This is a genomic window from Arthrobacter oryzae, from assembly GCF_037911235.1.
Classification (GTDB): Bacteria; Actinomycetota; Actinomycetes; order Actinomycetales; family Micrococcaceae; genus Arthrobacter; species Arthrobacter oryzae_E.
Map to the genome: position 1 here is coordinate 1 of NZ_JBBLYW010000005.1, position 19,111 is coordinate 19,111.

At 64.9% G+C, this 19,111-nt stretch carries 19 protein-coding genes; 2 read left to right on the top strand and 17 right to left on the bottom strand.

The features are described from left to right. Positions 1-329, top strand: a 329-nt coding sequence (locus WMN78_RS01700; RefSeq protein ID WP_340531652.1) for an SDR family oxidoreductase, incomplete at its 5' end; no start/stop codon positions are given. Positions 330-397: 68 nt separating this feature from the next. Here the strand turns inward: WMN78_RS01700 and nrdR are convergent. The 3 genes from nrdR to WMN78_RS01715 form a co-directional block, all read right to left on the bottom strand. Further along, positions 398-895, bottom strand: a complete 498-nt coding sequence (gene nrdR, locus WMN78_RS01705) for a transcriptional regulator NrdR (protein ID WP_340531654.1) — start codon at positions 893-895, stop codon at positions 398-400. Between the two features lie 138 nt (positions 896-1,033). Then, positions 1,034-2,410 carry a histidinol dehydrogenase gene (gene hisD, locus WMN78_RS01710; RefSeq protein WP_340531656.1) on the bottom strand — a complete coding sequence of 459 codons (1,377 nt, stop codon included), beginning with the start codon at positions 2,408-2,410 and terminating at the stop codon, positions 1,034-1,036. 106 nt (positions 2,411-2,516) lie between these two features. Then, complete coding sequence (locus tag WMN78_RS01715; RefSeq protein ID WP_340531657.1) at positions 2,517-3,089, bottom strand: hypothetical protein; 573 nt, start codon at positions 3,087-3,089, stop codon at positions 2,517-2,519. A gap of 180 nt (positions 3,090-3,269) precedes the next feature. Between WMN78_RS01715 and WMN78_RS01720 the strand changes: the two genes are divergently transcribed. Continuing rightward, positions 3,270-3,728, top strand: coding sequence for a flavin reductase family protein (locus tag WMN78_RS01720; protein ID WP_425341100.1), 459 nt, complete (start codon positions 3,270-3,272; stop codon positions 3,726-3,728). A 4-nt stretch (positions 3,729-3,732) separates the two neighbouring features. On the opposite strand, the gene WMN78_RS01725 is transcribed toward WMN78_RS01720, so the two are convergent. From WMN78_RS01725 to ftsW, 14 genes are all read right to left on the bottom strand, one after another. Beyond that, positions 3,733-4,224, bottom strand: a complete 492-nt coding sequence (locus WMN78_RS01725; RefSeq protein WP_340531739.1) for an SDR family NAD(P)-dependent oxidoreductase — start codon at positions 4,222-4,224, stop codon at positions 3,733-3,735. Between the two features lie 67 nt (positions 4,225-4,291). After that, complete coding sequence (dnaE, locus tag WMN78_RS01730; RefSeq protein ID WP_340531659.1) at positions 4,292-7,849, bottom strand: DNA polymerase III subunit alpha; 3,558 nt, start codon at positions 7,847-7,849, stop codon at positions 4,292-4,294. A 36-nt stretch (positions 7,850-7,885) separates the two neighbouring features. Beyond that, positions 7,886-8,812 carry an RluA family pseudouridine synthase gene (locus tag WMN78_RS01735; RefSeq protein WP_340531660.1) on the bottom strand — a complete coding sequence of 309 codons (927 nt, stop codon included), beginning with the start codon at positions 8,810-8,812 and terminating at the stop codon, positions 7,886-7,888. Beyond that, on the bottom strand, positions 8,805-9,371 hold the full coding sequence (gene lspA / locus WMN78_RS01740; RefSeq protein WP_340531661.1) for a signal peptidase II: 567 nt from the start codon (positions 9,369-9,371) through the stop codon (positions 8,805-8,807). Before lspA ends, WMN78_RS01735 begins: the two co-directional genes overlap by 8 nt. A gap of 134 nt (positions 9,372-9,505) precedes the next feature. Beyond that, on the bottom strand, positions 9,506-10,207 hold the full coding sequence (locus tag WMN78_RS01745; RefSeq protein ID WP_340531662.1) for a DivIVA domain-containing protein: 702 nt from the start codon (positions 10,205-10,207) through the stop codon (positions 9,506-9,508). 172 nt (positions 10,208-10,379) lie between these two features. Beyond that, entirely contained in the window at positions 10,380-10,667 is a 288-nt protein-coding gene (locus tag WMN78_RS01750) for a YggT family protein (protein ID WP_340531663.1), read from the bottom strand. 117 nt (positions 10,668-10,784) lie between these two features. Continuing rightward, on the bottom strand, positions 10,785-11,321 hold the full coding sequence (locus WMN78_RS01755; protein WP_340531664.1) for a cell division protein SepF: 537 nt from the start codon (positions 11,319-11,321) through the stop codon (positions 10,785-10,787). An 88-nt stretch (positions 11,322-11,409) separates the two neighbouring features. Next, positions 11,410-12,138, bottom strand: a complete 729-nt coding sequence (locus WMN78_RS01760; protein ID WP_340531665.1) for a YggS family pyridoxal phosphate-dependent enzyme — start codon at positions 12,136-12,138, stop codon at positions 11,410-11,412. 10 nt (positions 12,139-12,148) lie between these two features. After that, positions 12,149-12,865 carry a polyphenol oxidase family protein gene (locus WMN78_RS01765; protein ID WP_340531666.1) on the bottom strand — a complete coding sequence of 239 codons (717 nt, stop codon included), beginning with the start codon at positions 12,863-12,865 and terminating at the stop codon, positions 12,149-12,151. A gap of 46 nt (positions 12,866-12,911) precedes the next feature. Then, on the bottom strand, positions 12,912-14,135 hold the full coding sequence (gene ftsZ / locus WMN78_RS01770; RefSeq protein WP_340531667.1) for a cell division protein FtsZ: 1,224 nt from the start codon (positions 14,133-14,135) through the stop codon (positions 12,912-12,914). A 274-nt stretch (positions 14,136-14,409) separates the two neighbouring features. After that, positions 14,410-15,294: a cell division protein FtsQ/DivIB gene (locus tag WMN78_RS01775; RefSeq protein ID WP_340531668.1), complete on the bottom strand. Its 885-nt coding sequence runs from the start codon at positions 15,292-15,294 to the stop codon at positions 14,410-14,412. Further along, positions 15,287-16,687 (bottom strand): UDP-N-acetylmuramate--L-alanine ligase, encoded by a 1,401-nt coding sequence (gene murC, locus WMN78_RS01780; protein ID WP_340531669.1) that lies wholly within the window; start codon positions 16,685-16,687, stop codon positions 15,287-15,289. Before murC ends, WMN78_RS01775 begins: the two co-directional genes overlap by 8 nt. After that, positions 16,684-17,784 carry an undecaprenyldiphospho-muramoylpentapeptide beta-N-acetylglucosaminyltransferase gene (gene murG / locus WMN78_RS01785; RefSeq protein WP_340531670.1) on the bottom strand — a complete coding sequence of 367 codons (1,101 nt, stop codon included), beginning with the start codon at positions 17,782-17,784 and terminating at the stop codon, positions 16,684-16,686. Before murG ends, murC begins: the two co-directional genes overlap by 4 nt. A 6-nt stretch (positions 17,785-17,790) precedes the next feature. Next, a complete protein-coding gene (gene ftsW, locus WMN78_RS01790) occupies positions 17,791-19,110 on the bottom strand; it encodes a putative lipid II flippase FtsW (RefSeq protein WP_340531671.1) in 1,320 nt (439 codons plus the stop codon). Position 19,111: the final 1 nt, after the last annotated feature.

Here is a 19,111-nt window from a genome sequence, read left to right on the forward strand (position 1 = left end):
ACGTCTCTTCCACAGCCACAAAGGCCGGGTCCCCGGGCACATGGGCGCATTACGCCGCGTCCAAGGGAGCCGTAGATGTACTGACCGTTGGTCTGGCCTCGGAAGTCGCGTCACAGGGAATCCGCGTCAACTGCGTCGCGCCCGGCAGCACCAAAACCGGGCTGCACGCCGCGGCGGGAATGCCGGACCGGGTGGAACGCCTGAATCCGACCATCCCCATGGGCCGGGGTGCCGAACCCGACGAGGTGGCGGCTGCAGTGCTGTGGCTGTTGTCCGGCGACGCCGGCTACATTACCGGCGCAGTGCTGCCGGTAGCGGGCGGCCGCTGACAGCGTCCGATTTCCGGGCTTGGTGCCGGTGGTGGCTTCGGCTTCCCCTCCGCTGCCACCACCGGAGTCTAGAGCGGGCTCTTCTCGGGGCTCGTGCCCTTGGCAGCCTTCGCTTCGACTTCCGCTTCATGCCGAAGGATCGCGATGGCTGCTTCGAAATCCTCCAGGGATTCAAAGGCCTGGTACACACTCGCGAAGCGGAGATAGGCGACTTCGTCGAGCTTCTGGAGCGGGCTGAGGATAGCCAGCCCCACCTCGTGGGCGTCGATTTCCGCAGCGCCGGATGCCCGGATTGTCTCCTCGACTTCCTGCGCGAGCAGGGCGAGGTCGTCTTCGGTCACGGGCCTGCCCTGGCAGGCTTTCCGCACGCCGTTGATCACCTTGCTGCGGCTGAAGGGCTCGCCGACGCCGGAGCGCTTGATCACCGTGAGGCTGGTTGTTTCCACGGTGGTGAAGCGGCGCCCGCATTCGGGACACTGCCGACGCCGGCGGATGGCTGAGCCGTCGTCGGCCATCCGGCTGTCCACCACGCGGGAATCAGGGTTGCGACAAAACGGACAATACACGTTGCTTCCTTCCCTGGCGGGGTGGCAGGTCGGCTGAAATGCAGGCCGCTCGCGTGCAGGGCCGGACTACATTCTTCCAAGCTCAGTTTACGACTACATGTAGCTGAATAACAAGCCTGTAATTACTACATGTAGTGGTTAGCCGTTGCCGGCGAACCGCGCCGTCACGGCCTCGCCGTGGGCCGGCAGGTCCTCCGCTCCGGCGAGGCTGACGATGTGGCCGCTGACCTTTTCAAGGGCCGGCTTGCTGTAGTTGACCACCTGGATGGCACGAAGGAAGGTGGTGACGTTAAGGCCTGATGAGAAAGCTGCGGTACCGCTCGTAGGCAGCACGTGATTGGACCCCGCGCAATAATCTCCCAGGCTGACGGGGCTGTAATCGCCAACAAAAATTGCTCCCGCGTTGCGGATGCGGGCGGCGACGCCGGGGGCATCCGCCGTCATGATCTCCAGGTGCTCCGCGGCATAGGCATCACAGGCTGCGATCCCCTGTTCCAGGTTATCTACCAGCACCACTCCGGACTGCGGCCCGGACAGGGCTTCCCGCACGCGCTCAGCGTGCTTGGTTGAACCCGCCTGCACGCCAAGTTCGGCCCGGACCGCCTCGGCGAGGTCCTCTGAATCGGTGATGAGGACGGACGCCGCCTTGGGGTCGTGCTCGGCCTGGCTGATGAGGTCGGCCGCCACCAGTGACGGACGGGCGCTGCTGTCCGCGAGGATGGCGATCTCAGTGGTGCCGGCCTCGGAGTCGATGCCCACAACGCCCTTGACTAGCCGCTTGGCTGTAGCGACAAAGATGTTGCCCGGCCCGGTCACCACGTCCACGGGATCCAGTGCTGCGTCCGGATCCTCCGCGGGAACACCATAGGCGAAGGCTGCGATGGCCTGGGCACCTCCAATGGCGTACACCTCGTCAATGCCCAACAGGGCCGCGGCAGCCAGGATGGTCGGGTGCGGGAGTCCCCCGAAGTCTTTCTGCGGAGGCGACGCCAGTGCAATGGATGCAACGCCGGCGGCCAGCGCCGGGACGACGTTCATGATCACCGAGGACGGGTAGACCGCCAGCCCTCCGGGGACATAAAGGCCCACGCGGCCGACTGGCACCCAGTTCTGGCTCACCACGGCGCCTTCGCCCAACTCGACGTCGATGTTCGCCGGCCTCTGGCTGTCAGCAAACCTGCGCGCGCGGCTGATGGATTCCTCGAGGGCGGCCCTCACCGCCGGGTCCAGGTTCTCCAGTGCTGCGCGCAACGCAGCAGCCGGGACCCTCGGGTGTTCCTGCTCCACGCCGTCGAACGTCCTGGCGAACTCTCCCAGCGCGGCGAAGCCCCGTGAGCGGACCGCCGTGATGATGTCCGCAACCTTTTGCTCGGCGTCGGCCATGGTCTGGTGCCGGGCTCGGGGAACCGCCGCCCGGAGCCCGGCCAAGGAGAGCCGCTGGCCGCGTAGGTCAACAGTGCGGTAGCTGATGGCCGGGGTGGTGGTCTGGGCGGGGCTGTCCGGTGAAATGGTCACCCGCCCATTTTACGTGCCGGCCGGAGCGCTTCGTTCCGTGTTAAGCGGGGTGGATTAAGCGGGGTCGATTAAGCAGGGCCGACCAAGCCCAGCGCGACGACAGCGCCTAGCTGTCCTGCACCGGCGGCGTGCCCAGGAGACTGATCAGGTTCGCCACAAAGACCGCAATGGCCACGGCTGCCGGCCAGATGGCCAGAACAGCGAAGGCCCGAAGCGAGAACGCGATGCTGGCGTTCGCGGCAGTGTCTTCGTCCGGTCCCCACCATTGCCCCGCCAGCACCCCGGTCTGCCAGGCGATCAGGGCGCCCATCGCCCCGCCGATCACAGCGAAGAGCACTGTCCCGGGCATCGGGGCCGCGGCGCGTTTTCCATCGAGGAGGAATCCGGTCACGCAGCCCGCCAGAAGGAACAGGCCCGCCAGCACGAGGTCCCGGGGAAGCCAGCCTTCGGCATTCGTTCCGCTGGCCAGGGAGGGGTTGCCGGAGAGAAGGTTCAAGCCGCCGGGCGCCAGCAGCCACCACAACAGTCCCACCGGAATCCCGGCGGCGGCTATGGCCGCCGGCAGGCGCCACGAAGCGCTGCCACCGCGGTAAAGTACACCATAGGCAGGCGGGTTGCCGTCACCCACGGGGTGCTGCGGATTCGGCGGGACCGGGCCGGTGCCGGATGGCTGTGTCATGAAACAAACATTAACAAATGTTCACCGTCGTCAAACACGGGACGCGGCAGGTAACCAAGTCACGGACGCCACCGTTGGGCCCCTACGCTGGCATGCAGGATTCAACCGGAATTAGTTTCAGCAGGGAGTTAGAACACAGTGTCCTCAGACAACGCAGCCTTCGAAGGCACGTTCAAGGAGATGTTCCGCCGGCATGCGGCCGGCGTGGCGATTATCACCGTGAACTACAACGGCACCCCGTATGGATTCACGGCCACCTCCGTGGCATCGCTGTCTGCCCAGCCGCCGCGCTTTACCTTCAACATGGCGCGCACCTCCAGTTCTTGGCCGGCCATCGCCAACACCACGCACATTGGCGTCCACATGCTCGGGCTGGAAAACCAGGAACTCGCCGACCGCTTCGCGCGGACCAAGAACCGTTTCGAGGGTGACCACTGGGAGCTCGGACCGCACGACGTTCCCGTCCTTAAAGACGTAGCGGGCTGGCTGATCGGCAAGATCCAGATGCGCCTCTCCTTTGAGAACAACGCGGTGGTTGTGGTGGAGGTTGTGGAAGGACAGGTGGGCGAGGACGGCTCGCCGCTGCTGTACCACTCTGGCGCCTACAGCCAGCCCGTGCCGCTCGACTACGAGATTTAGGGCATTACCAGGGCAGGGGCGCGGACGATCCCAGTTCGAAATAGCGCGGGCTGGTCCCCCGGCTCCCGGTGAGCTCCCGCAGCAGCTCCCTGGCCGCCGTTGCGGGCTCCTTCGTCGCACCGGCCCTTCCCATTCCGGTGTTGAGTGCGCCGGGATGTACGGACCAGGCGTCCAGTTGGGCGCCGAACTCCTCATGCAGGCTCAGCGTCAGCATGTTGAGCGCCGCTTTGCTCAGCCGATAGCCGTAACTCGTCCCGAAACCCGCGAATTCGCCGCCCGCCTGAAGCGCTGCCGAGCCCAGCCTGGACGACACGTTCACCACCAGGGGCCTGCGGCCGGTCTGCCCCGCCCGGAGCAGACCGGGCAGGCATGCCTGGGTCACCCGGACGGCACCCCCGATGTTGTTGTCAAGAAGCTGCATAAGAAAACCGGGGTCAACTGCCCCCAGTGTCTTCTGTTTGCTGCCCACCGCGGCATTATTGACGACGACGTCGATGCCCGCCCCGGCGCGTACCGGAGATCACTGCCGTGCCCGGTGCCGTCGTCACTGACTGACCGGGCAACTAGCTGTCCAGGCAGGTCGGTCCGAGGAGCACCTTCAGGTCGCCGAAGAGCGACGGGCTCGGGTTGACCCTCAAGTGGACCGGGAGCGCCATCACTTCCACCCGGGTGTCGCCCTGCAGGTGCAGCCTGACTTCCGAGTTGCCCCGGTGTGTCCTCAGCACGTCACCAAGTTCAGTCACCACGGCCTCCGTGGCCTTGTGCGTCTGCATGGTGATGACCAGCGGCCCGTTCAAGCCCTCGCTGAGGTCCGGGACGGACAGCTCCATGCAGTTCAAGGTGACAGCGCCGTCGTCGCGCCGCTGCAGCCTGCCCTTGACCACCACGATCAGGTCTTCGGCGAGCACGGACGCAATGGGACCGTAGACCTGGCCGAAGAACATGACCTCCATGGAACCGCCCAGGTCCTCGATCTCGGCACGGGCATAGGCATTGCCGCTGGCTTTCGCGATCCGCCGGCTCAGCGAAGTGATCATGCCCGCAATGGTCACGATGGCGCCGTCGTGCGGGCCGTCTTCCGCGATGATCGAGGTGATGGACTGGTCGGCATGCTGGCTCAGCAGCCCCTCGAGGCCCTGCAACGGGTGGTCCGAGACGTAGAGGCCCAGCATGTCGCGCTCGAAGGAGAGCTTGTCCTTTTTCTCCCATTCGGGAAGGTCCGGGATCTCGATGCTGAGGGACGCCTCGGATTCTGCCTCGTCAAAACCGGCGAAAAGATCGAACTGACCGATCGCCTCGTTGCGCTTAAGGGTGATCACGGAGTCGATCGCTTCTTCATGGATCATGGCCAGGGCACGCCGGTGGTGCTTCAGGGAGTCAAACGCACCTGCCTTGATCAGGGATTCAATCGTGCGCTTGTTGCAGACCACTGCCGGGACCTTCATAAGGTAATCCTTGAAGGACGTATAGGCGCCCTCCTTTTCGCGTGCCGCCACCATGGCCTCGACGGCGTTAACGCCGACGTTGCGGATAGCGCCCATGCCGAAGCGGATGTCGTTGCCCACTGGAGTGAAGTTGAGGGCCGACTCATTGACGTCCGGGGGAAGCACCGTGATGCCCATGCGCCGGCATTCGTTCAGGTAGATGGCCGACTTGTCCTTGTCGTCTCCCACCGACGTCAGCAGGGCGGCCATATACTCCGGCGCGTAGTGTGCCTTGAGGTACGCGGTCCAGTAGGAGATCACGCCGTAGGCGGCCGAATGTGCCTTGTTGAAGGCGTAATCGGAGAACGGGAGCAGGATATCCCAAAGGGTCTTGACCGCAGCCATGGAATAGCCGTTGTCCTGCATGCCTTGGGAGAAGCCGGCGAACTGCTTGTCCAGCTCGGACTTCTTCTTCTTGCCCATGGCGCGGCGCAGGATGTCGGCCTGGCCGAGGCTATAGCCGGCGAGCTTCTGCGCCACGGCCATAACCTGCTCCTGGTACACGATCAGCCCGTATGTGCCGCCGAGGATTTCAGACAGCGGTTCCTCGAGCTCCGGGTGGATCGGAATGACTTCCTGGATCTTGTTCTTGCGCAACGCGTAGTCGGTGTGCGCGTTGGCGCCCATCGGACCAGGACGGTAGAGGGCCAGCACCGCGGAAATGTCCTCGAAGTTGTCGGGCTTCATGAGCTTGAGGAGGGACCGCATGGGGCCGCCGTCGAGCTGGAACACACCCAGGGTGTCGCCCCGGGCCAGCAGCTCATAGGATGCAGTGTCGTCCAGGGCCAGGGTTTCGAGATCGAGGTCGATGCCGCGGTTCATCTTGATGTTTTCCAGGGCATCGGAAATGATCGTCAGGTTTCGCAGGCCGAGGAAGTCCATTTTGATCAGGCCGAGGCCTTCGGACGTCGGATAGTCGAACTGCGTGATGACCTGGCCGTCCTGGAAACGGCGCATGATGGGAATCACGTCGATGATCGGGTCCGAAGACATGATGACGCCGGCGGCGTGGACGCCCCATTGCCGCTTCAGGCCCTCGATGCCAAGTGCCGTCTCGAAAACCTTGGCGGCTTCGGGGTCGGTGCTGATCAGCTGCCGGAAGTCACCGGCTTCGCTGTAACGCTTGGATTCCTTGTTCTGGATATCGGCCAGCGGAATGTCCTTGGCCATCACGGCCGGCGGCAGCGCCTTGGTCAGCGTCTCGCCCATGCTGAACGGGTAGCCCAGCACACGCGATGAGTCCTTGAGGGCCTGCTTGGTCTTGATGGTGCCGTACGTGACGATCATCGCGACGCGTTCGTCGCCGTATTTGCGCGTGACGTAGTCGATCACTTCGGAGCGGCGCCGGTCATCGAAGTCGACGTCGAAGTCAGGCATGGAGACGCGGTCCGGGTTGAGGAAGCGTTCGAAGATCAGGCCGTGGTGGAGCGGATCAAGGTCGGTGATGCGCATGGCGTACGCCACCATGGAGCCTGCACCGGAGCCACGGCCCGGGCCCACCCGGATGCCGTTGTTCTTGGCCCAGTTGATGAAGTCGGCCACCACGAGGAAGTAGCCCGGGAAGCCCATGGAGGTGATGACGTCGAGTTCATAGTCGGCCTGCTTGCGGACCTTGTCCGGGATGCCCTGGGGATAGCGGTAGTGGAGGCCCTTGTCGACTTCCTTGACCAGCCAGGAGGTTTCGTCTTCCCCCTCCGGGCAGGGGAACCGCGGCATGTAGTTGGCTCCGGTGTTGAACGACACTTCGCAGCGCTCGGCGATCAGGAGCGTGTTGTCGCAGGCCTCCGGGTGGTCGCGGAACAGCTCACGCATTTCCTGCGGGGACTTCAGGTAGTAGCCGCTGCCGGAGAAGGCGAAGCGCGAACCGCCGTTGTCGTAGGTCGGCTCCAATAGGGTGGAACCCGATTGGATGGCCAGCAGGGCCTCGTGCGCCTTGGCATCGTGCTCGTGCGTGTAGTGCAGGTCGTTGGTGGCCACCAGCGGCAGGTTCAGGTCCTTGGCCAGGCGCAGCAGGTCGCCCGTGACGCGCCGCTCGATATCCAGGCCGTGGTCCATCAGCTCGCAGAAGTAGTTCTCCGCACCGAAAATGTCGCGGAACTCTGCTGCAGCCTCCAGTGCTTCACGGTACTGGCCGAGCCGCAGCCGGGTCTGGACCTCCCCGGACGGGCATCCGGTGGTGGCGATCAGCCCTTCCGAATAAGTGTTCAGCAGCTCACGGTCCAGTCGGGGCCATTTGCCGAAGACCGAGTCCAGCGAGGCGATCGACGAGGCCCGGAACAGGTTCCGCATGCCTGCGTTGTTGTAGCTCAGCAGGGTCATATGGGTATAGGAACCACCGCCGGAGACGTCGTCCTTGCGCTGGCTTTCCTCGCCCCAGCGGACCCGGCTCTTGTCACCGCGGGCTGTCCCGGGTGTCACATAGGCTTCGACGCCGATGATCGGCTTGATGCCCTTGTCCGTGGCCTTGCGCCAGAAATCGAAGGCACCGAACAGGTAGCCGTGGTCGGTCGTGGCCAGGGCAGGCATCCCCAGGCGTTCGGTTTCGTCGAACAACTCCCCCAGGCGGGCCGCCCCATCCAGCATGGAGTATTCGGTATGGGTGTGCAGGTGGACGAACGAGTCATTGCTGGAAGTCACCGGACCATTCTAGTGCCGAGCGGCGACAGTTCGGGCTCAGGCGTCCCCGGAGGCCAGGACTTCGAGTGCGTACGCGAGATCCTGCGGGTAGTCGCTGGTGACCGTCACGCGCTCCCCCGTCCGGGGATTGTCGAACCCCAGCTGCCGGGCGTGGAGCCACTGCCGGGTCAGGCCCAGGGTTGCGGCCAGTCGCGGATCGGCCCCATAGGTCAGGTCGCCGGCGCACGGGTGGCGCAGGGCCGAGAAGTGTACGCGGATCTGGTGCGTCCGGCCGGTTTCCAGATGCACCTCAACCAGCGACGCCTTGCCGAAGGCCTCCAGCACCTCGTAGTGGGTCACGGACTCACGGCCGTCTTCGAGGACGGCGAAGCGCCAGTCGTGGCCGGGGTGACGGCCGATGGGCGCATCGATCGTGCCCGCGAGCGGATCCGGCAAGCCCTGGACCACCGCATGGTATACCTTGTCCACCGTCCGCTCCTTGAAGGCCCGCTTGAGGGCCGTGTAAGCCCGCTCCGACTTTGCCACCACCATGGCCCCGGACGTTCCGACGTCGAGTCGGTGCACGATGCCCGCCCGTTCAGGGGCACCCGACGTCGAAATGCGGTAACCCAGCCCGGCGAGTCCCCCCACCACGGTGGGCCCCACCCAGCCGGGTGACGGGTGCGCGGCCACACCCACTGGTTTGTCGATGACCACGAAGTCCTCGTCGTCCAGCAGTACTTTCAGGCCTTCCACAACTTCCTCCACGACTTCCAGGGGGTCCCGCCGTACGGGGACAACAACCTCCAGCACGGTGCCGGAGGCCAATTTCAGGGACTTGCCCACGGCCTTTCCTCCGGAACTGACATTGCCTTCGGCGATCAGCGTGGCCGCCTGCGAGCGGGATATGCCCATCAGCCTGGCGAGTCCAGCGTCGACACGGGTCCCGGCGAGCTCTTCGGGAACGGTGAGTCTCTCAGGCATCCTTGCCCTCCGTGGCCTTCTGGAGCCGTGAACCGTCAAGGGAAATCCCCCGGAGCGTCAGCAGGCAGATGATCACGACGGCGGAGACGACGGCGGAATCGGCAATGTTGAAAATGGCGAAATTGGGGAGTTGGATGAAGTCCACCACATGGCCCATGGCGAACGACGGTTCGCGGAACAGCCGGTCCGTGAGGTTGCCCAGGGCACCCCCCAGGAGCAGGCCGAGGGCCAATGCCCACCAGGCCGAACCAAGTTTGCGCAGCTGGAAAAGGATGGCGATCGAGACGGCCGCCATGATGATGGTGAAGACCCAGGTGACGTTCTCGCCGATGGAGAACGCAGCCCCGGAGTTGCGGATGTAGTACCAGTGCAGCAGCGGGGGAAGCACCGGGATGCGCTCCCCCTCCACCATGGTGTTGGTGACCCACAGCTTGGTGAGCTGGTCAAAGACGTAGGCGAAAACAGCGAATCCGGCGAAGAGCGACAGCAGGACCGCCTTCCGGGGCCGTGCGTGCGTCGTTTCTGGCTGCGCTGCGGCAGGTGCTGTTTCGTCAGTCATAAAGCTTTCATTCAGGAGCCAGTCCCGTGGACTGGAAGGAGGGTGCTCGTGCCTGCCGCTAGCCGCGCAGGTGGCAGTTAATGGCAAAAGCCGGCGGCCGAGGAGTCCTCAGCCACCGGCTTTCAGAATACGTGCTAAACGGCGGGGCTGCCGTCGCTGATCTCTGGCGCTGCGACGGAACCGCGGGCGTCCAGGTCACGGAGCTGGCCTTCGATGTAGGCCTTCAGGCGTGAACGGTAGTCGCGCTCGAAGCCGCGCAGCTGCTCAACCTTGCGTTCCAGGACGGAGCGCTGCTGCTCCAGGGCGCCGAGGATCTTGCGGGACTTCTCCTGCGCGTCGTTGACCAGGCTGCTGGCTTCGATCTGCGCTTCGGCGATGATCTTGTCCTTCTGCTGCTGGCCGTCGGCGACGTGCTTGTCGTGCATCTGCTGAGCCATGGCCAGGAGGCCGGCAGCGGACTCCGCCGTGGCGTTGGCCGCGGCAGGGGCAGCCGGGGCCGGAACTGCTGCAACAGCAGTTGCCGGTTCTGCGGCCTTCTTCTTGGCTTCAGCGGCGGCCTTAGCCTCTGCTTCCGCCTTGGCCCGGGAGTCGTCCTTTTCAGCCTTGACCGGAGCGGGGACCTTTTCCACCACCGGCGCCGCTGCTGCGGAGCTGGCGGGCGTGCCTGAGCCGCTCTCGGCAAGCTTCTTGCGAAGCTCGTCGTTCTCTTGGTTCAGGCGGCGCAGTTCGACGACGATTTCGTCCAGGAAGTCGTCAACTTCGTCCTGGTCGTAGCCTTCGCGGAACTTGGTCGGCTGAAAGCGCTTGTTGACTACGTCTTCTGGCGTCAAAGCCATCTGGTCACCTCGTTGGTCTAGTTAGTCAGTAGGCCTTCCGGCCGTCAAAACTACGGTACCTAAATATGGTCTGGTTCCTCTAATTCAACACTGGGTGTCAAACCGGAGTTTCTTGGCGATGCCGTGGATGGCGGTTTCCCGCCTGCTTCTGCGCCGCAAGCTGTAATGAAAATTACGCGAAAGACCTCACGATTGCCATAGCCACGCTGATAGCGATGAACAACAGCAAAAAACCGAGATCAAGCGAAATCCCGCCCAGGCGCAAGGGCGGAATGAGGCGCCGCAGCACCTTCAAGGGCGGATCTGTGACGGAGTAGACAGTGTGGGCCGTCACCAGGGCGGCGCCCTTGGGCCTCCACTCCCGAGCAAACATCTGCACCCAGTCGAAGACCAAACGGATGATCAATGCCACAAATACGAATAATAAAGCGATATAGACAAGTCCGAAAACAATTCCCATGAGTTAACTCATATCTCCATGTTCATTCCGGATACCGCAGTGTCCTGTTGCCGTTCTTATCTATTTCAGCACGGATGCCAGACAGGTGTCCTGTCTGGCATCCGTTCGGGTCTGGTGCTAGCTCTGGTTGAAGAAGCTGGCCTGCGTCTCGCTGACCTTCTTGTCGTCGCCGATGACCTCAACGTACGACGGCGAGAGCAGGAACACCTTGTTGGTGACCCGCTCGATGCTGCCCCGGAGGCCAAACACCAGGCCCGCCGAGAAATCTACGAGGCGCTTGGCGTCAGCTTCGCCCATGTCCGTGACGTTCATGATGACGGGAATGCCGTCGCGGAAGCTTTCGCCGATCAGCTTGGCGTCATTGTAGGACCGCGGGTGGATCGTGGTGATCTGGCGGAGTCCGGTGGTCTCTTCGCGGCTCGAGGCCGCGCGCTTGATAGGTGTCACAGGTGCGCGATATTCCTCTTCGGCGGCGTGTGGAGTCGGAGTTTCCCGGGCGACCTCGCGGACGGGCGCCGGCGCCCGGCGTTCCTCGCGGTCATGCTCCATTGAATCGTCCTCGTCCTTGTGCGGTGTGTTGTGCTCGGACTCGTAGTGTTCATCGCCATCGGCGAGCCCAAGATAGATCATTGTCTTGCGCAGAGCGCCAGCCATGGTCGACTCCTAATCGTGTCCGTAAGCGGGCCGCTGAGTTGACTTGACAGTATTGGAATCCCCGCCATTCTCTTCCAATACTTCGACGCTACCGCAACGCAGGACGCGAACCCAATATATCGGAGCCTATTCTCAGGTGTGTCGCACCCGCCCTGACAGCGGATTCAAGGTCCTGGCTCATGCCTGCCGAGATCCCCGAAGCTGAGGGGTGGTCCCTGAGCAGCTGCGCCGAAATTTCCGCCAGCTTGCCGAAGGCCGCATCAGGATCCGAACCCAGCGGAGCCACCGCCATGAGGCCGGCGAGCACGAGCCCCGACGACCCGGCCACCTGGTCCGCCAGCGCGGGAACTTCCAGACGGGCCGCCCCGCCCCGGTGGCTTCCGGCGTCCTCGTCCAGGCTTACCTGGATAAAGCACTCCAGTGGTCCCCTTCCGGTCCGTTCCTGCTCCGCGGCCACCGCCTTGGCAAGGGCTGCTGCCAGTTGCGGCCGGTCTACGGAATGGACAGCATGGGCATATCGCACCACGGATTTTGCCTTGTTGCTCTGCAACTGCCCCACAAAATGCCACCGTAGCCGCAGTTCACTGAGGGTGGCAGCTTTTTCGGATGCTTCCTGGTCCCGATTCTCCGCCACATCGGTGACACCTAAAGCTGCCAGCCTTCGAACGTCGTCGGCGGGGTGGAACTTGGTGACCACGATCAGCTCCGGCGGATTGTCCTGGCGGCCCGCGGCTTCGATGGCGGCCGCAATCCTCCGCCGGACCACGGCCAGGCGCTCCCGGATTTCGAGCAGGCGGGGGTCATCTGCGTCCGTCATGTCCCGGAGTTCACTCACCGGTCCACACCAGCCCGGCGAACCGCCCCGTGTCCGGGTCGCCGCGGTAGGAGAAGAGACCGTCAGTTTCGAGAGTGCAGGGTCCGGAATACTCCACAGTAACCCCGTCGCCTTCAAGCTGGCTGCGCGCACCGGCTGGAAGATCCAGGCCGGGAGTGCCCCACGATGTTGTGCACCAGGTTGCCGGTACGGCGGCGGCCACATCTGTCCGCATACCCTCGGGCACCTCGTAGCAGGACCCGCAGATCGACGGGCCGATCCAGGCCCGGATGTTCCCCGCTCCCTCGGCGCGCATGCGCGCCACTGTTGCGGGGATGACGCCGCCGGCCACGCCCGGGCGGCCCGCGTGGGCGACAGCCAGGACCGGCCGTCCCGCTGCCGTCTCTCCGGCAAGGACGACGGGCACGCAGTCCGCCACCATAACGGCAAGCGGACGCCCGGACGACACCATCGCATCAGCGGTTGGGCCCCCCGGGCCAACGCTGCCCGCCGTGGCGACCGGCGCGTCACCGATGTAGGCCACGGCACTACCGTGGACCTGGTTCATGTACTGGAATCCGTCTGCCAGGCCCGCTTCGGCCGCCAGGAGTTCGCGCCGGCGAACCACGTCAGCCGGGTCATCCCCTACGTGCAGGGCAAGGTTCCCGGCCCCGGCGTCAGTGAATGCAACCCATACGCCGGGCCGGACTTCGGTTCGCCACCAAAACAATCAAAACACCGCTAACTGACGAGCTGATAAAACGTCCTGCCGGGCCCTACTTCAGGAAGTCGGGAACGTCCAGGTCGTCCGAGCGGCTGCCGGACAGGTCCGGCTCCACAACGGAGGGAAGGTCGACGTCGAAGCCCGAGTCTGCAGGGACGGCAGAGGGACGCTGCTGTCCCCAGTTGCTCAAGCCCGATGCGCCAATACCGGCGTGGACCGGCTGGACGTGCTGGGCCGGCGCCTGAGCGGGGGCCGGAGCCGAGGCAGGCACTGCCGGACGCTGGGGCGCCGCCTGGGGCTGCGACTGGTCCATGGAAGGCGACGTGGCTTTGACGTCGTCGAAACCTGCCGCGATGACTGTCACCCGGGCCTCGTCACCGAGGGCGTCGTCGATGACAGCACCGAAGATGATGTTGGCCTCCGGGTGGGCCACTTCCTGGACCAGGCGGGCAGCCTCGTTGATCTCGAAGAGGCCGAGGTCAGAGCCGCCCTGGATGGACAGCAGGACGCCGTGGGCGCCGTCGATCGATGCTTCCAGGAGGGGTGAGGCAATGGCGAGCTCGGCCGCCTTGACGGCTCGGTCCTCGCCACGTGCCGAACCGATGCCCATCAGCGCCGAACCCGCACCCTGCATGACCGACTTGACGTCTGCGAAGTCGAGGTTGATCAGGCCCGGAGTGGTGATCAGGTCGGTGATGCCCTGGACACCGGACAGCAGGACCTGGTCGGCGGAGCGGAATGCATCCAGCACAGAGACGTTTCGGTCGCTGATGGAGAGCAGCCGGTCGTTGGGGATGACGATGAGCGTATCGACTTCGTCGCGGAGGGCGTCGATGCCCGCCTCGGCAGAACCTGCGCGGCGGCGGCCCTCGAAGGTGAACGGGCGGGTGACAACACCGATGGTCAGCGCACCGAGCGAACGTGCGATGCGAGCCACCACGGGGGCGCCACCGGTTCCGGTGCCGCCGCCTTCGCCGGCAGTCACGAAGACCATGTCGGCACCGCGCAGGACCTCCTCGATTTCGTCGGCGTGGTCCTCGGCTGCCTGCTTGCCGACCTCAGGATTTGCACCGGCCCCGAGGCCGCGCGTCAGCTCGCGGCCGACGTCAAGTTTGACGTCGGCGTCGCTCATGAGCAGAGCCTGGGCATCGGTGTTGATTGCGATGAATTCGACACCGCGGAGACCGACTTCGATCATGCGGTTGACTGCGTTCACGCCACCGCCGCCGATGCCGACGACCTTGATGACGGCCAAGTAATTCTGCGGAGCTGCCACGTTACGTGTCCCTTGTTCGTGTCCTATTGCGAAAACTGATGGAGTCTTGCTTGAAGCGTCTAACCTTAACCTTCGACTTGAAGGTTATAGTTATGTCAAGTAACTCATGTTGTGACGCTATTTCCTATGCCTGAGACATTCAATGACCTGCTCCGCGTGTCGTGGGAATACCCGCTAAATAGAGCAGGAACCGCCCCTGACCACGCCAGCCGGACCGCCACTGTGGCAGCGCCCGTGAATGCCTGTCCCGCCTGCGTGCCGCGGAACCCGTCCACTATCGTGTCACGGGATGCCGCGGCACGCTGACATCGTAGACCTGGACCGGGTTTTTGGGATCGGCGGGCGCTTTGAGCAGAGCCGCGAGCACCCTGGCCTTGAGCTCCTTCTCGCCCGCGTTACCCCAGATGATGGTCTGCCCGTCGACCAGTTTGAGTTCGACGGCGTCCACGGACTTCGCGGAGGCATCGGACAGCCTGGCGAGAACGTCGGCAGGCAGCGCGGCCAGCACCGCGGTGATGGCCTTGAACAGATCCTTGCCGATCACCCCCGCCCCGCCGTCGATCACGGGCAGCTGGATGCTGCCGGGGTCCTGGGTGCTGCCAAGCTGCACCCCGTCAACGTCGACCAGTTGGAAGACGTCCCCCTGTTTCACCAGGGCGACCGGGGTACGTTCATGGATGTGTACCACCAGCACTGACGGCGGCCTGGCCTCCGTGGTCACTTCCTTGACCTGGACGAGCGGCTGCAGCAACTGCTTCACCTCGTCGTCGTTCACCTGCGGCAGGGGCTTGCCGTGCAGCGGCTCCAGCGCATCCTTGACCTGCTGGGGCGTCAGCATTTTGGTGCCGTCCACGGTGACCGTTTGGACGGCGAACACCGGCGAGTAGACGACAACCGCCAGCAGGCCGGCCACCAGCGCCGCAATGATGCTCGCGGCCAGGATGATGTTCCGCCGGATCCGCTTGCGTTTGGGCTCCGGAAAGGACAGCACGGTGGCGGCGGGGCGATCGGACGGGGATGGGCGTTCGGGCGGAGACGCATGGTCGGCTGCAGGCGCGTCCTTCGAAGCGGAAATCACGTCCGCTTGCCCGTTGCGCGGTTGGGCCTTCCCTTTGGCGGGCCTGCCGGCCTTGTAAGTCGGCCGGCGCGTGCTAGCCACCTGGCGCCTCCGCCAGCAGTGCCTGGACGATCAGCGGGCCGTAGGCCGTAACGTCGCCCGCGCCGGCCGTAAGCACGATGTCCCCGGGTGCCGCGTTGGCCACGATAGCCCGGACTGCGTCCTCGGCAGCGACGAGCCGGCCGCCAGTGGAAAGGCGGTCCGCAATCAGTTCACTGCTTACTCCTGGAATCGGGTCTTCCCGGGCCGGATAGATGTCCAGCACCAGCGCGCTGTCAGCAGCGTTGAGTGCTTCGGCGAACTCGGCCGCGAACTCCCGTGTCCGGGAAAACAGGTGCGGCTGGAAAAGCACGTGCACCTTGTGGTTCCCCGCCACGGAACGAGCCCCCGCCAGCGCCGCCCGGACCTCCGTGGGGTGGTGGGCGTAGTCGTCGTAGACCCGCACGCCCCGCCCCTCCCCCTTGAATTCAAAGCGGCGCGATGCTCCGGAGAAATGCGCCAGGGCGCCGGACGCCGCATCGGGCGCAACGCCAAGTTCGAGTGCCACGGCAAATGCCGCGGCAGCGTTGAGGGCATTGTGGCGGCCGGGAACCTGAAGTTCCAGCGCGAACCTTCCCGCAGGGGTGGACACCCACACGTCTCCCGGTCCGCCGTCGTGCAGCCGCAGCTTTGAATCTTCAGCGGTGCCGTAGGTAACCACTCTGGTGTTGCCCCGCTCGCTGGTCCGCTCCGCAAGGGCGCGGGCGCCGGCATCATCGGCACACGCCACCAGGACGCCGTCGGCCGGGAGCAGTGCGGTGAAGCGGTCAAACGACTCGTAAACGGCTTCCGCGGTCCCGTAGTAGTCAAGGTGGTCAGGTTCAACATTGGTGACAACGGCAATGTCGGGCCGGTAATTCAGGAACGATCCGTCGGATTCGTCGGCCTCCGCGACAAAGATGTCAGACGTGCCGCTGGCAGCGTTAACTCCCAGGGCCGGCACGTTGGCACCGATTGCGAAGGTCGGATCCAGGCCGGCACGCTGGAGCAGCACCGCGATCATGGACGTGGTGGTTGACTTCCCGTGCGTTCCGGCCACCGTGACCACACGATCGCCGGCCATGGCCGCCGCCAGCGCCTCCGAACGGTGCAGCACGGGCAGCCCGGCGTCACGGGCGGCCTGGAGTTCCGGATTGTCCGCGCGGATGGCGGAACCCGCCACCACAGTCTGGGCTTTCCCCAGGTTGCCGACGGCGTAGCCCACATGGATGCCTGCGCCCGCAGCGGCCAGGTCTGCCATCACCGGGAGGTCCTTGGCGTCTGAGCCTGTCACCGGGACTCCACGGGCCACCATGATGCGGGCCACGGCAGACATGCCCACGCCGCCGATGCCGATGAAGTGCACGCGGCCCAGGGATTCCAGGCTCCGGCCGGTGCCTGCTGTTGACGTGGTCATTTGCTTACCGCTTCCAGGACAAGATCGGCCATGCGGCGATCTGCGTTTCGGATACCCAGCGCTTCGGAGCTGGCCGCCATCTTCGCCAGCCGGGCAGGATCTGACAGCAGCGGGATAATTTCCCGGCTCACCCATTCGGGCGTGAATGATTCATCGTCCACCACCAGCGCCCCTCCCGCCGCTACGGGCCCGGCGGCGTTCAGTGCCTGTTCGCCGTTGCCGATAGGGAGCGGAACGAACACGGCCGGAACGCCGACGGCCGCGGTCTCGCAGACCGTGGCTGCCCCTGCACGCCCCAGCAGCAGGTCGGCGGCAGCGTAGATGTTCTCCATGCCGTCGACATACTCCACTTGGCGGTAGCCGTCTGCGGTGAGCGGTTTGCCCTCGTCATCAACGACGACCTTGCCTCTTCCGGTGATGTGGAGGGTTTGGATTCCGGCCTTGCCCAATGCTTCCGCGGACGCCGCGATGGTGCGGTTGATGCTCTGCGCCCCGGACGATCCGCCGGTAACAATCAGGGCAGGCTTATGCTGGTCCAGCCCCAACAGCCCGCGTGCCGCCTCCCGGGCGGCAGCGCGGTCCAGCCCGGAGACTTCCTTGCGCATCGGCATGCCGACGTGACGGGCGCCGCGGAGTTTGGTGCCGGCGAAAGCAACGCCGACATGGCGGCTGAACCGGGCGCCCACCTTGTTGGCCAGGCCGGCCCGCGTGTTGGCTTCGTGGATGACGATGGGGATCTTGCGGCGCCGGGCGGCGAGGTATAGCGGCGTGCAGACGTAGCCGCCCACACCGACCAGCACGTCTGCGTGTGCGTCGTCGAGGATTTTTCCGGCCTGCTTGACAGCGCCGGCAAGCCGTCCGGGAAGCCGCAGCAGGTCCAGCGAAGGCCGGCGGGGAAACGGCACCCGGCTGATGGTGGCCAGCTCAAGGCCCGCGGCCGGGACCAGCCTGGTCTCCATCCCGCTGGGCGTTCCCACTGCCAGGAGGCGCACATCGGGACGCACGTCCCGCACTGCGGCCGCTATGGCCAGCAGCGGACTGATGTGCCCCGCCGTTCCGCCGCCGGCAAGGACTACTGACAAAGACTCGGCATTCATTAAGTGCTATTTACGCTTTCGTGTGGGGTGTGGGCGCCCGCCCTTGGTGCGGAACTTGAGCAGCCGCTTGGGCTGGACGCTTGGCGCCATCTGTTCCCGCGCCAACGACAACACTACGCCGACCGCACACAGCGACATCAGCAGCGCGGAACCGCCGTAGGAAATGAACGGCAGCGGAACTCCGATGACTGGCACGAGACCGGTGACCACGGACATGTTGACGGTTGCCTGGCCCAGGAGCCACACCATGATGGTCCCCGCAAGGACACGGTGGAACAGGTCTTCCTGCGCCACCACCACGCGGTAGATCGCGGCACCGAGGATGGCAAAAAGGATGAGTACGACGACGGTGCCCACCAGGCCGAGTTCCTCGCCAATGATGGCAAAGATGAAGTCGTTGTGGGCTTCCGGGATCCAGCTGTACTTCTGCCGGCTTTGGCCAAGGCCCACACCGAACCAGCCGCCGGACGCCAGGCCGTACAGCCCGTTGGTGGCCTGGTAGTTGGCGTCGATGCCGTTGGCGCATGACTCGCCGGTCCACCAGGACGTGATGCGGCACATGCGGTTTGAACTCGTCACGGCCATGACGGCTGCTCCGGCGGCACCGAGCAGGCCGGCAATGCCAAAGAAGTAGAGCGGGACACCGGCGAAGAACAGGGCCGCAGCCACCATCATCATGATGATCATGGCGGTGCCGAGGTCGTTGCCCACCAGGACCAGCCCGATGATGATCATGGCCATTGGGACGGCCGGGATAGCAACGTGCTGCCAGCGGCTGAGCAGCCTTCCCTTCATGGCCAGCACGGTAGCCATCCAGAGAGCGAGGGCAAGTTTTGAAGCCTCCGACGGCTGGAAGGTGATGCCGCCGAGGTCGATCCAGTTCTTGTTGCCGTTGACCTCGTCGCCCACCACTTGCACGAGGACAAGCAGAACCAGCGCCGCCCCGATCGCCGGCCAGGCCAATCGCTTGAGCCACACCACGTTGATCCTGGACAGCACGAACATGGTGAAGATGCCGATGGCGGCGAACATGCCCTGCTTCAGCGCCGCCGTGTACGGCGACTCCCCCGCGGCAATGGCCTCGACGCTGGACGCGGAGAGCACCATCATGATGCCGATGGCCGTGAGCGCGAGGGTGGAGCCGAGGATCAGGTAGTACGTGGAACCGTTGCGTGACTTTCCGTTTCCCTCCAGCTTCGCCCAGAAGCTCCGGTGCAGGCTGCGAAGCCTGGCCAGAGGAGGCACGTGCCCGGTCCTCGAAGCGGACGGGAGCCGGTTTGCACCCTGTGGCTTGGCAGCCGGGGCACGGGTGGGCGTGCTGACCATT